Source organism: Streptomyces sp. NPDC092045, assembly GCF_044756005.1.
In the GTDB taxonomy this organism is placed as follows: Bacteria; Actinomycetota; Actinomycetes; order Streptomycetales; family Streptomycetaceae; genus Streptomyces.
On record NZ_JBIVSC010000028.1, the window covers coordinates 45,010 to 57,564 of the forward strand.

Below are 12,555 nucleotides of genomic sequence, written 5' to 3' on the forward strand. Positions count from 1 at the left end.
CCCGACCCGGAAGACCCCGAGGTTTCAAGTGGGGTGTCTGTAGCAATGAGCTCAACCAACTCCTGCTCACGCGGTGGTGTCGGTCCGGGCCCGGCGGCCGCACGACGGGAAGTGGGGCAACCTGTCGGCCGACTCGCTGATGACTCACATCGTCGCCGCCGACACCCTCTACACCCTCCACTTCATGGAGGAGGTGACGGCCCGGCTCGGGTGGGCGTGGGAGCCGCGCGAGGTGACCCCGGGGCGCCGGCCCGTGATGGACATAGCCGGGATCGACCGACGCCTTATCGGCTGGCAGTCGACCCGCCGCCAGCAGATCGAGGACGCGCTGCCCGTCATCACCGCCCAGTACGAGAAGCGGCACGGGCACCCGCCGGGGGAGCGAGCCGACTACGCGCTCGCCTGTCAGGCCGCCGACCAGACCCGCCCGCCCAAGCGCACCGAGCTGTGGTCGCTGACCGAGCTGCGGAGCCGATGGCGGGATTCGGCGATCGCCGCGTTCGGTGCCTGCACCGTCTACCGGCTCGCCGAGCGGGCGAGGGCGGCAGCCGCGGCGGTGCGGCCGGTGGTCGACATCGTCCTGGCGGCCGTCGACGTCGTCGCCGTGGTGTATGTGATGCGCGGCGCTTTCGCACGCCACCACCTGCTCGCCGAAGCCCGCCGCCACCTTTCCTACGCCCTGCGCGGCCGCCGCCACGAGCCCGGCCTGGACGAACGGATCGTGCAGGCGGCCGTCGACGACTACACCCGTCCCGTCGGGCGCGGCCGGAGGATGACCGCCGACCTGCGCGCCCTGTACCCGCACGACACCGAGGACCAGGCCGTGCTGCGCGCGCTGACCCGCAAGAGCTCCGCCGTCCCGTACGAGCGGGCCCGTCGCGCTGCCGGGGCGCTGACCGCCCGCGTCCACGCGCTGCGCCGCGCGGACCGCCTGAACTCCCGGCCCCGGCCGCGCACCCTTACCGTGCCGACCACGCCGAGCCCGCGCCTGCGCACGAGTCGGGAACTGGAGCCGATGGCAGACGTCGTCGCAGTGGAGCTGACCAGCAGGACGCTGGAGGCCGCCGCGGCCGAGATGGCCGCCCGGCTCCAGGCCGGCGTCCGGGAACGAGCCGCCGCCCGCCGCCTCCCTCTCAAGTCCGCAGCGGCCCCGCCGCCGAACTCCCACCAGCCTGTCCAGCCCGCGCCGGGCCGGACACCACCCACCGGAGGAATCGCATGACCACCACGCCACCCGCGGACCCCAGGATCGAAGCCGTTGCCGCCCGGCTGAAGGAGGCCGCGCAGAAGCGCGCCGAGGCATACGCGCCGCCGACGCACTGGCAGCCGATCTGGAAGCGTCCCCGGAAGCCGAAGACCATCAAGACGAGGAAGGCGGAGCTGGCCAAGCAGCGCAAGCGGCTCAAGGCGGCCGGTGTCCGACGGTTCTACGGCGCCCAGGCGCGCCGGCCCCGGCCCCGGCAGAACCGCATCGGCAGCGCCGCCGCCCGCCGCGACGCCCGCGCCCTGTCCCGGATGCGGCACTCGAACGCCTGGCTGTGGTGACAAGGCCGAGCACCGTCCACCGAGTGGACCGCCCCGAAGTCGACACCGAGTGGATTCCATCGGGTGGGCTCCACTCGGTGGACTCCACTCGGTGGACTCCACCGCAGTGCGCACCCCGATTGACGGTGGACTCCACTCTCGGGCGCACCACGATGTCCCGCACCGCACCGGGTGTGCACCATCCGCACCCTCCCCTAGCCACCCCTTGTCCAGGTTCGGCCAACCCCCTTGTCCACCCTCTGCACCACCCCTTGACCAGGTTCCACCGACCCCCTTGACCGGGTGCGGCTCCACCCCTTGACCACGTTCTCCACGGGCACGTTTCTCCTTGACAGGGTCCGCCAGGTGCGACAAACCGCCCATCCCGGGAGGGGAGAAATCTCCGCCCTGGCACGCTGAGCGACGGTCGGGGAAAAGCCGCTGCCGGACCCGGCACGTCGCTGGGAGACTCCGGAGATGACCACGCAGCGCCTCCCGTTCCCGGTGCCCGACGAACGCGCCCACTACTTCGTCGGCAGTTACGCCGACATGCACGCCCTCGTGGAGGACCTGGTTGTGCCCGACGGCGTCCCCGAGGCCGCGGCGACCGTCCTGCGCACGGCCCGGGAGCTGTTGCGCCAGTCCTATTACTGCTACGAGTTCTCCACCGTGGCGGTCATGCACTCCCTGATCGCGGTGGAGATCGTGCTGCGCGACCGCATCCCGGGCGCGGGCAAGAAGCCGCTGCACCAGCTCATCAAGCAGGGCGCGGAGAGCGGGGTCCTGACCGCCCGGCAGGCGGAGTACCTCGACTACGGGCGGAAGATCCGCAACGGCATGGCGCACGGCCAGACCACCCACGCGGCGATGCCGCCGGCCATGGCCGTGCCGATGGTGACCACCTCGTTCACGATCGCCTCCGAACTCTGCGCCCCACCCGCCACATGATCACGGCTCGATAACGGGCGTCACACGATCGGCTTCGGCGGCACCTGTAGCAGGTGAATGCGGAACTCTGCCCGGAGTCCCGCGCCACCCGCGTGAGGAGCCTGAACGATGACGTACGCCAGCAGCGCCCGGCAGCCCGAGCCGGAGCGAGACACGACCTGGTCAAGGGGTGCCGAGAACCCCGCAGACGGTCCGGAAGCCGGTGCCGCGTCCAGTGCCGTGAACGATTCCAACGTCGTGCCCATCACCGCAGCTCACACCGCCCGTCAGGGGGCTGCCCGGCACGCCGACACCTCTCTCCCCAACCCTGAGACAGCAGCGAAGGGGAAGAAGTCCACTCCCACAGCAGGGAAGGTACGGGCCGATGCTCTGAGGATGCTGGGGTGTGTACGGATAGCCACGGTCCGGCAGATGGCCCAAATGATCACGGCGGAGGAGTCGGACGGCAGGTCGTACGTGCGCAGGGCGATGGTGGAACTGGAGAGCCTCGGGCTGGCGGAGACGAACGGCAAAGACGGCAAGCATAAGATCTGGAACCTCACCCCGGCAGGGCAGAAAGCTCTCGCCGACGGCAACGAACTACCGGCACGACCGAAGGCCGGCACCGGAGCGAAGGCCGTTCGCGCCGGCTTCGGCCCGCACGGGCTCGCGGTGACCGACACGATCCTCGCCTACACCGACACCGTCCTGCGCGGTCGCCGGGAGTACCTGACCGACTGGCAGGTGGAGGTCAACCACGCGATCAAGGAGACCGGCCTGTCCTTCAATGCCGACGCCGTCCTGGCCGTGCCGACCAGGACCAGCGAGGTTCGCCTCTTCGAACTCGACAACGGCACCTTGTCTCAGGCCCGCCTCGCGAAGGAGGTCTGGGATTACGAGCGCTACGCCGGGCACCGCGTCTGGGAGGGAGCCCGCGGCACCATCGGCGGGACGTACCCGTTCTGGCAGCGCCACCGCTACACCCGCTCCACCACCTTCCCGCGGCTGCACGTCGTCCTGGCGGGCAAGGCCGAACACCTCCTCGACAACCGCCTCCAGGCGCTCACCGCCGCAGTGCAGGGCATCACCATCGCGGTGTGGGCGAACACCCTGCCCAGTCTCCAGCGCGGCGAGCCCTGGTACGAGATCGGCGTCGACGACCCGCACGAGCGCCGCTCCCGCTACCCCGAAGCCATCGGCCGCTGACCGGCGCTGGGCAAGCCCAAGGGGAGCCTGGGCAAGCCATCCCGAACACCGGCTTGCCCATCCCGGCCAGCGCTCGTCGGCAGGGCGGCATCGGTCACGGCCACCGCTGGCCTTCACGGCCAGGGCGCGGCTGACCGATGACACGTGACCGATGACCGGTCACCGCCCAGGCCGGGAGTTGCATGGACCGGTCAGGGCGCTGACGTGCTGGTTGACCGATCACGAGAGACGGATCGGTCACGACCGGCCTGCCGGCCGGTCACGGGTTCTGCTGGGCAAGCCCTCGGTGCGGAGGGCTTGCCCAGCATCCTGATCACGGGGCGGGACGGCTCCTGAAGTCGCGGCGTCACCCTCCGGGACGCAGATGCCTGGAGCCGGCCGACGCCTCCTCGCCGGTCGTACACCGGAGCCATGAGACGAAACAAGCAGAACAACCTGGGGCCCGTGCCCAGCGATGCGGGGGGCATGTGGCACGCCCTCGCCGCTCTCCGCCAGACCCACTCTGAACCCGTCGGGCCCCTCCTTCCCTTCGTGCGCGCCGACGCGCTGCTCTCCCTCACCCGGCCCGGTGACATCGCCTTCACCGCGCGAGTGGAGCTGTCCGGCGGGGAGACGATGGGCCACGTCCACGATCTGATCACCACGGTCACCCGCGGCATCACCTACGAACTGGGCGCCGCCGCGCCGGGCACCGCGCTGGAGATCCTGCTTGGCAAGCGCCACCAGCTCGCCCTCCACACCGACCACGTGGACGGTCTCACCCAACTCCTGCGCGACGCCGTCACCACCATCGACGCGCACAGCACGCCCGGCGGCGGACTGTGCTCCCACTGCCACGGCACCGGGCGTGCTCACCCCCTGTGGGCGCCGACGGCCGGGCAAGCCTGAGCACCTGGGCAAGCCTGAGCACCTGGGCAAGCCGGAGGCGACCCTGGGCAAGCCCTCCGCGAAGGCGGCTTGCCCAGGGCCTGCGGCTATGGGGCTTCCCGTCCCGGGCGCAGGACGTCGGCGTAGATCCGGGCCCGGACACCGGGCTCGCCGGGGTCCCGCGCCTGCGCACAGCTCATTGCTGAGGGGAGCCGCGTTCTGCCGGGTCGGGGCCTCATAGGATGAGACTGCCCCAGGTTCTTCGGCAGATTCCGGATATCCGCCACATCCGGTTCACCTGGCCGGGCCGGTGGCGTCAGTGGATCTCGAACAGGGCCAGCGCGCTGGTGAGCTCCATGACCCGGTGCAGCTGGTGGGGGAGCGGGCCTTGGAGGGCCAGCGGGCGGGTGTTGCGGAGGTGGACCAGGAGGTTGACAAAGGTGGAGTCGGCGAACGACACCTGGGTGACGTCCACCACCAGGAGGCCGGCCGGGTCGGCCTCGGCGCAGGTTTCCCTCAGCTGGCCGATGGTGTCCATGTCGAACTCGCCGGAGCAGATGACCGCCCGCACACCGTCGAGGTCGGTCTTTACCGTCACCTGGGGCGCCATCACCGACCTCCCTTCAATCGCCTGTGGATCTACCCGGTGACCGTACGGCATGTCCCGCCCACGCTGACACCCCGCACCAGGGGGCTGGCCCCTACCGGGGGTGAGGGCGAACAAGGGCCGGGGTGCCGGTGAGGTCCAGCAGTCGCAGGCGTGGTCGGGCAGATGGGCCAGTTCCAGCGTCGCGCCTGCACCCGAGGCGGGCCTCTGGGCCGGTGACTCACCGGCCCACTCACCGGTGAGTCACCGGCCGGGGGGGGGGGCCCCCCCGGGGGGGGGCCCCCCCCCCGGGGGCGGCGCGCGGGGGGGGGCCCCCCCCCGGTGGGCCCCGCCGGGGCCGCGGGGCCCCCGCGGGCGGGGGGGGGGGGCCCGTGGGGCCTGTCCCCCCGCGCCCCCCCCCCCGGGGGGGGGGGGGGGGGCCGCCCCCCCCCCCCCCCCCCCCGGGGCGCGCCCGGGGGGGGGGCCCCCCCCCCCGGGGGCCCCCCCCCCCCGGCGGGTGGACGGCGTCGGCCGAGGCAGCCGCCGTTTGCTCCAGCGCGTCGGCGCGGTGCCAGCTGGCGACGGTCGGTAGGGCCCCTGGATGCGTGTGTGGCTGGCACGGGCCTTGGCCGGGCTGATACGTGTGGGCGGTCGCAGGCTGGCGGGAAGGGGCGTGGGTGGACCCCATTCCGGTGACGACGATCCGGTACGACTGGTGCCAGGCCAGCGAGGGCACGCCGGAGGGGGTGCGGTGTGTGCAAGCTGTGGAAAACGGCTTGCGAGTGGGGTGCGCAAAAGTAGGCGGTTCACAGTTTTGCGGGTGGAATTTCGTGTCCCATTTCTGTTGGGGCGGGTTTTCTTGGGGGTCTGAGGAGGAAGCCGGTGTCCTTGCCGGGGGACCGGCCCGTCCGCTGTTGCGGGGACGGGTCCGGTAGGCGGGGTGGTGGCCTTCTTCTTCGCTGTCAGTCCTGCGTGAACGCGGTGCCCCGAAGCAGTGGCATACGTGGCAGGGGGAACTCGCCGTGCACTGTGCGCGGAAGCATTTTCAGGGAGCTTGGGTCGTTATGAAGTTGAAGTCCCTCTGGAGCCGGGCAGGGGCGAGAGCGGGTGCGTTGCTGCTCGCGATGGCTGCGGTGGGTGGTCTCGTGAACGGTGCGGCTGCGCCGGAGGCCCAGGCGAATACCAGTGAGCGGTGGACGGACATCGACTGGCACATGGAGGACTACGACGCACCGCGCGGCGGTTCGGCCGCCGCGCGGCAGTCGCGGTACTACCAGGACGTCGTGAACCGGATGCGCCAGCTCGCCAGCCAGGAGATGGCCGGTACGCAGGGTCTGCCCGGTGTCTACGACACGACGATCGCTCCCGGGACCAGGACCAACCGGGTCATCCGGATCCTGCTCTGGAACAACGAGGCGACCACCCGCAACCCCAACGGCGCGCAGCGGGCCGATGTCGCGTTGTACTACTCCGTTGACAACCTCTACTTGATGGGCTTCTCGGCTCATGGAAACCACTACCGCATCAACGCCCCCTACAGTGCGCACCTGGCGGAGGAGATCCGGGTCCACGACAACCTGAGGACGGCTCCGCTGGTTCGTGCGATCGACTCCAACGGGAGCTACGCGTCGCTGTCTGCCAGTGAGGAGTGGCGTGGGGCCGAGGCGTACACAGCGGCCAGGTTCAGTCTCCACTGGCGGGCCCTGGAGGCCGCGAACGCGAACAACCTGAACAGCAGCGGGGTGCGGCGGGCCCTGGCCTACTTCATCGGCGCCACCTCCGAGGCCACCCGGTTCGGCTGGATCGCGGATCGTATCGCCAGCACTCTCATCTACAACGGGGACCCCGACTACCCGGGCAGCCCGGACCACATCGGCGAGTTCGGCACCGATCTGGAGATGAACTGGGACACCCTGTCCTCGCTGGCCCACCGGTCGGCAGCGGGTCGGAACGTGACTGCCGTGAACATCAACGGGCGGGTCTACGGGAGCCTGAGGCAAATCTGGGACGGCGACGGTGACGACGACGACAGCACCGGCCGGCCCCGCATCGCCCCCTTCCTCGCGATCCAGGGCAGCGGCCTCTGACCGGTAACACGTACGGGAGCCGGGGTCCGGTCCGGGAAGGACCGGGCCCCGGCTCCCGTACGCGCACCGCAGTCGGCCCGGGCACAGATCCGGGCGGCCCTGTCGGGCGTGCTCTGGGCCGGGGCGCCGGCGGACCGGTTGACAGCCGCGCTGGGGGACCCGTTGCCGCGCCGTCGGCCCCGAGTGACTGCGGCAGGGGTCAGGCAGCTGGTGCAGGCGGGTCTTCTGGTCTCCCTCGGTGGGGAGGCGGAGTTCCCTGACGCCCACCCGGACCAGGTGGCCACCCTCGCCCACCGCCGGGACCTGCCCGCGCTCCTGGACCGGCACGTACCCCTCAGCCCGGATCAGGCGATACGCGGGCTCGGCGTCCGTGTGGAGGCGGCCCGGCTGTGGCACAAGTGCGATCTCTCGGTTTCGTGACAGCAGAGTGAGAGACAGTGGTGGGGCGGCATATTGCCGCAGGTCGACCCGGTTTTCTTGAGTGGAGCGCGCTGTCATAGGTGTGAGAGATCGTGGTGATCTCACTGTCACGGGGGCGGCACCTGTGCAGGTGGTGCACTGCCATGAAACCGAGAGATCGCAGATGTTGTCGCGCCTCCCACTCTCCGTATGAGCCGGTGGTGCGATCGCCTGGCCCGGCTTGTCATGGCGGAGGAACGGCCTCGCGTTCGCGCGCGTGGAGGTGCCTCTCGGCCTCATGCGGTGCACGAGGCGGCAGGACACACTCCAGGACGTAGCCCGCCTTCTGCGCGACCCGGCAGGAGGCAGGATTGCCCGCACTGTGGATCAGTTCCAGACGCCTGAGCACCACTCCCGACCCGGTGCCGAAGGCCCAGGCCGTCAACAGTTCCACGGCCCTGGAAGCGACACCAAGACCCCGTGCCGCAGCCCCCGTCCAGTAGCCGATCTCGCCACATGCCTTACTCGCGGGCCGCTTGAGAACGATGTGCCCCACGACCCGCCCAGTCATGAGGACGGCGAAACCGAGGCGCTCCCCGGACTCCCATCCCGCCTCCTGCGTAGCGATCCAGCGCGCCGCGTCCTGCGGCCCGGCCACCCGGTGCGACGTCCAACGGCGCAGTTCCTCGTCATCGGCCAGTGCCGCCAGCGCGTCGGCGTCACCCAGCTCCCACGGGCGCAGCGTCAGGTCGGTCGAGCTCAGCACCACGGTCATCACCGCCTGACACCTCCTGTCCTCCCGCCACCCTAGTGCTCCAGCCCTAGAACTTGATCTTCAGGGTCGGGCGGCGGCCTGCCTACGGTATGACACTGGCCCGCTCCGGTCTGATGCCTGTGTTGCCAGTGGGACCAGCACAGAAGGCGGGAGGGCCGTGGACTGGGCGGATCAGTGCTGCGAACAGGTACTGGATCTCGTTGCCGGCCGTGAATCAGACCGTCAAGGATGCGCCGGTCGCGGCGGCATTCCGGGCCGGCGCCCGCGCGCCCGGCAGGAGGACCCGCCGACCGGCTACGAACGCGCTGCGTCGCGACGAGTTCGTCCGCGCGCTCGGTCGGCACCCCGGCGGTGGCCAGGGCTCGGAACACCTCCAGGCGGGCGTTCACCGCCTCGTCCTGGTGTCGGCGGATCCGGGCCAGTTCCAGTCCGTAGGCGCCCGCTTCGTACGACTTCGTGCTCATGCCGCTCCTCCTTCGTCGTCTCGGGCCCGCCGGGCAGCCCACTCCGGGTCGCGTACGGGTACCGATACCGGCGTCCGCAGGAGTGTCTTCGTGGTCGAGGCGCGCGCGATCTGCCAGCTTGCGCGCGGCTCGGCGAGGAGGTGGGGCAGGATCAGAACGGCCTGGCGGCCCCGGCCGCCGAGCACCCAGGGCCCGGTGAACCGGAACTCGTCGACCGCCCAGTCACCCAGGCGCCGCCACAGCCGCACCCGGCCGAGGAGATAGCCGGCCGCGAGCGCCCCGACCACGGCGACGCCCACACCCATCACGCCCACCTCATCCCGATCCGGGAGAGCTGCTCGATCCGCTCCGGCGTCAACGTCACGGCCCGGGTGCGCTGGTTGCCGATCCACGTGCCGAGCTTGAGCGACACCTCCCGCCGCTCCCGGCCCTCGCCGTTGCCGCTGTCGAAGACGAGGGTCTCGACGTGCTTCCTCGGAACCGTCAGATGCCCCTCGCGTTCGTAGAACTGGCGGGCGGCGGCGTAGTGCATCGCCCACTTGGCCGCCTGGCTCACCCGGGCCTTCGGCCTTTCCTTCTCGGTGGCGGGGGTGATGCCGAGGGCGTGCTCGCACATCCACTGCTGCACGCTCGTGAGCTTGTCGAACCCGATCCGCTGCGCCCGCACCCACCGTCCGAGGTCTTCGCCCTGTCGTACGACCTTCCCGGCCGCCACCGGCAGCGTTCCGCCCTCGTCGAGGTGCTGGCGTACGAGGTGGAATGCCCTTTGCCACTCCACCGGCCAGCTCGGGCACCAGGACGGGTCGATCTCTTCCAACTGCTCGCGCCGCGCCTCTGACAGTGCCCCGGCCCACGACACCACGGGGAGCCCTTCGGCCTGGCGCTGCTCCAGTTCGGCCGCGCGCCGGGCGGCGGCCCGCGCGTTCTTCAGCCAGATTCCCACCGCCGCGCCCTGGTAGACGGCGCCGAGCGGGGCCAGGAGGTGCCCGTTCTCGGCGGCCCACCCGCGCGCCGCGGTCAGGCCCTCTTCCCAGGCGACGTCGTGGTGGGACCAGACCATGCCGAGCTTCTCCAGCTCCTCGACCCGATCCGGGGCCATGTCCCCACGAGCGTAGAAGCGCCGGTTGTCGGCGATCCACTGCCCCAGCGGGAAACCGGCGAGCGTCGCCGGCCACCCTTCGCCCTGCACCTCCTGACCCTCCTCCCTGGCCGGGACCCGGAAGGTGAACGGCACGCGCAGGCCGTCGTGGAGCCGGTGGTAGAGGGAGGCGGCCTCGATGCCGCGCCGCCAGTGTTCGTGCTCGGGGTTGATCACCCGCAGCCGGATGAACGCCGCCAACTGTGCCGGGTCGCGGGGCGTGGAGAACTTCAGCAACGCTCTGGCGGGGGCGCTGACGCCCCCGGAGCCCTTCCCGCTTCCACGCGTACCCGACCCGCTGTCGTCCTTGCTGACGGGGGTGTAGCGGCTCGGCCGCTGCTGCTCCGCCAACGCCTCCACCACCCGCGCATCGTGCGCCCTGAGAGCTTCCAGGAGCTTGGCGAGCCCGCCGAACGCCCGGGAGGTCAGCATGTTGTCCGCCGTCTCCCCAGGCCTCAGGAGCACGGGCACGACAAGGGAGGCGACCTTCCCCTCGCCGGGCTGCATCCGCAGCGCGCGGCCGACGGCCTGGACGAGGTCGGGCATCGAGCCGCGCACGTCGGCCCAGTACACCGAGTCGCACCGGCGGGTGTCGACGCCTTCGCCCAGGACCTTCACCGACGACAGGAACGCCTTCTCCACCACGTTGCCGTCCTCGTCGACGCCGTCCTCGAACTCGGTCAGGACCCGGCGCCGGTAGAGGGGCTTGTGATCGCCGCACAGCCAGTCCGCCCAGACCGTGCGCGGGTACAGCTCGGGGTCGGATGCGTGCAGCTGCGCGGCGACGTCCGGAAGGCCGACCGCGAAAGCCTCGGCCTCCTTCACGACGTGGTGGAAGACCAGCGTGCGCCGGAAGCTCTCCTCCGCCGACGCCTTCACCAGAGCGGTCTGGAGCGCGGCGAGCCGGGCTCCGCGGACCTCTGCCGACCGGCTTTCGGCGCCCAGGAGCTGCGCGGCCTGAAGCGCGGTGTCAGTGACGTCCACGCATACGACCTGGTAGGGGGCACAGATTCCCCTGTCGATCGCCTCCGAGAGGGTGAGAGTGAAGCAGCGGCTGCCGAAGGGACCTTCAGGGTCGTCTTCCATGCTCGCGACCAGCTCGCCCGGTGCGCCGGCCGCATCGTCGTCCCCGAGCTGCCACAGCCGGGGCGTGGCCGTCATGTACAGGCGGCGCAGGGATGGGATCTTCTGGTTGTCGTGGACGACCGCCCACGGCTTCCCGATCCGGCCCGAAACACGGTGGGCCTCGTCCACCACGATCAGGTCCCAAGCCGCGAGACCCGCGGCGTGCGCCCGCTCCAGCGTGCCCAGACCGAGGCTGGCGTACGTGGCGTACACGGTGACCTTCTCCAACCCTCGCGTCCACTCCACCAGCTCGTCCACGTCCGTGGTGTTGGGGAAAGACGCTTCCTCGCCCCGCAGCGAGGACACCCCGATCATCGGCCCACGACGGCCTCCCTCGCGCCACGCGGCCTCGGTCTGGGCGAGCAGGTCCAGAGAGGGCACGAGCACCAGCACACGGCCCGCGTGGAGCTCCTCCGCGCTGCGGACCGCCACTCGAGTCTTCCCGGACCCGGTCGCCATGATCACCTGCGTTCGAAGCCCCCGCTCGGGCACAAGTGATCTTGCAGGCAATTCCAGGGCACGCGCGACCGCGTCAACGGCTTCTCGCTGGGCCGCCTCGCGCTGATCAACGCGTTCTGTGCTCGACATAACGCCTGCCTTCTCCTAGGGTGCCATCTGGTCGATTCGAGCGACGGGAAACGGGAAACCTGCACGTGGAGGAGCCACTAGGGCTACGGTTGGACTGACGTGATCGGGTGGCTGCTCTGCCTCACCGGAGCACCAGCAAGGCCGTGGGATGGATCTCGATAACCCTTCGGAGAGGTCCGGAGTTGTGTTCTCCGAGTCCATAGTTTATCTCGGATGAAAAAATGAAGCACACGGAGCCCGCGCTTCCCTGAAGCGCTGATACGAAGAGTGCCGACACGCACGATCGATGTCAGAGCACCAGACATAATGACCAGTCATGGACAGGCACAGCACACAGCGGTCGACACTCGTGGTCGACGGAGAGACGTTCGACGTCACCGAACGTCCCGACGAGTTGGGCACGTACGACTTCACCTGGCTATCAGGCCCCAACCCCGGATACGGCTTCACTTCCGCAGTACAGCCGGCCAGGGCATTGAGCGAGCCGGAACTCCACGCACTGGCGCAGGACTTCTTGAAGCAGGTAGACCCCACGACCGGGCACATCGAGTAGCCCGCTTCCGTAGCCAGCCCGGCCCGCGCCAGCGGGCCATAGGCCCGCAGGCGCAGCCGGAGGAGCCGTTGGTCGGGGGAGCGCAGCGGACCCGCCCAACCTGGTGCGGAGCGAAGCGGAGCACCAGTCATGCCTTGCGAGGCAAGGCCCGGCCTGGGAGCGCAGCGGACAGGCCGTCACCACCCGGACGCAGTCCGGGTGGTGCGCACCTCGCGCAGCGAGGTGCGGCGCGGACGCGGAGCGGGAGCGCAACCACCGGGCGCAGCCCGGTGGTTCGCTTGCCCATCGCGCAGCGATGGGGTACCCGCTCCGCGGG

11 protein-coding genes and 1 pseudogene are annotated in these 12,555 nt (G+C 70.6%); 8 read left to right on the plus strand and 4 right to left on the minus strand.

Translation table 11 applies throughout. The annotated features are described in order from the left end of the window. Nucleotides 1-67 precede the first annotated feature (67 nt). The 5 genes and pseudogenes from ACIQKA_RS32870 to ACIQKA_RS32890 all read left to right on the plus strand — a co-directional run. Nucleotides 68-1,222, plus strand: a pseudogene (locus tag ACIQKA_RS32870) (relaxase domain-containing protein); the annotation flags it as partial. Further along, nucleotides 1,219-1,545 carry a hypothetical protein gene (locus ACIQKA_RS32875; protein WP_402543179.1) on the plus strand — a complete coding sequence of 109 codons (327 nt, stop codon included), beginning with the start codon at nucleotides 1,219-1,221 and terminating at the stop codon, nucleotides 1,543-1,545. The pseudogene ACIQKA_RS32870 and the gene ACIQKA_RS32875, both read left to right, overlap by 4 nt. Before the next feature lie 456 nt (nucleotides 1,546-2,001). Next, on the plus strand, nucleotides 2,002-2,472 hold the full coding sequence (locus ACIQKA_RS32880) for a hypothetical protein (RefSeq protein WP_402543180.1): 471 nt from the start codon (nucleotides 2,002-2,004) through the stop codon (nucleotides 2,470-2,472). A 375-nt stretch (nucleotides 2,473-2,847) separates the two neighbouring features. Continuing rightward, nucleotides 2,848-3,657, plus strand: coding sequence for a replication-relaxation family protein (locus tag ACIQKA_RS32885; RefSeq protein WP_402543181.1), 810 nt, complete (start codon nucleotides 2,848-2,850; stop codon nucleotides 3,655-3,657). 411 nt (nucleotides 3,658-4,068) lie between these two features. Next, nucleotides 4,069-4,545, plus strand: a complete 477-nt coding sequence (locus ACIQKA_RS32890; protein ID WP_402543182.1) for a hypothetical protein — start codon at nucleotides 4,069-4,071, stop codon at nucleotides 4,543-4,545. Between the two features lie 295 nt (nucleotides 4,546-4,840). On the opposite strand, the gene ACIQKA_RS32895 is transcribed toward ACIQKA_RS32890, so the two are convergent. After that, nucleotides 4,841-5,134, minus strand: a complete 294-nt coding sequence (locus tag ACIQKA_RS32895) for an STAS domain-containing protein (protein WP_402543183.1) — start codon at nucleotides 5,132-5,134, stop codon at nucleotides 4,841-4,843. A gap of 1,121 nt (nucleotides 5,135-6,255) precedes the next feature. On the opposite strand from ACIQKA_RS32895, the gene ACIQKA_RS32900 reads away from it, so the two are divergent. Together ACIQKA_RS32900 and ACIQKA_RS32905 are read left to right on the plus strand one after the other, a co-directional pair. Continuing rightward, complete coding sequence (locus ACIQKA_RS32900; RefSeq protein WP_366379363.1) at nucleotides 6,256-7,197, plus strand: ribosome-inactivating family protein; 942 nt, start codon at nucleotides 6,256-6,258, stop codon at nucleotides 7,195-7,197. A 210-nt stretch (nucleotides 7,198-7,407) separates the two neighbouring features. After that, nucleotides 7,408-7,617, plus strand: coding sequence for a hypothetical protein (locus ACIQKA_RS32905; RefSeq protein WP_402543184.1), 210 nt, complete (start codon nucleotides 7,408-7,410; stop codon nucleotides 7,615-7,617). 223 nt (nucleotides 7,618-7,840) lie between these two features. Here ACIQKA_RS32905 and ACIQKA_RS32910 read toward each other — a convergent pair whose 3' ends face one another. The 3 genes from ACIQKA_RS32910 to ACIQKA_RS32920 all read right to left on the minus strand — a co-directional run bounded on the left by ACIQKA_RS32910 (nucleotide 7,841) and on the right by ACIQKA_RS32920 (nucleotide 11,686). After that, nucleotides 7,841-8,371 carry a GNAT family N-acetyltransferase gene (locus ACIQKA_RS32910; protein WP_402543185.1) on the minus strand — a complete coding sequence of 177 codons (531 nt, stop codon included), beginning with the start codon at nucleotides 8,369-8,371 and terminating at the stop codon, nucleotides 7,841-7,843. Between the two features lie 460 nt (nucleotides 8,372-8,831). After that, the gene (locus tag ACIQKA_RS32915) at nucleotides 8,832-9,140 is read right to left on the minus strand and encodes a hypothetical protein (protein WP_402543186.1); all 309 of its coding nucleotides are present in this window, start codon (nucleotides 9,138-9,140) and stop codon (nucleotides 8,832-8,834) included. Beyond that, a complete protein-coding gene (locus ACIQKA_RS32920; RefSeq protein WP_402543187.1) occupies nucleotides 9,140-11,686 on the minus strand; it encodes a Helicase associated domain protein in 2,547 nt (848 codons plus the stop codon). The genes ACIQKA_RS32915 and ACIQKA_RS32920 overlap by 1 nt, the downstream gene beginning before the upstream one ends. 316 nt (nucleotides 11,687-12,002) lie before the next feature. On the opposite strand from ACIQKA_RS32920, the gene ACIQKA_RS32925 reads away from it, so the two are divergent. Next, a complete protein-coding gene (locus ACIQKA_RS32925; protein WP_402119473.1) occupies nucleotides 12,003-12,239 on the plus strand; it encodes a hypothetical protein in 237 nt (78 codons plus the stop codon). Nucleotides 12,240-12,555 lie beyond the last annotated feature (316 nt).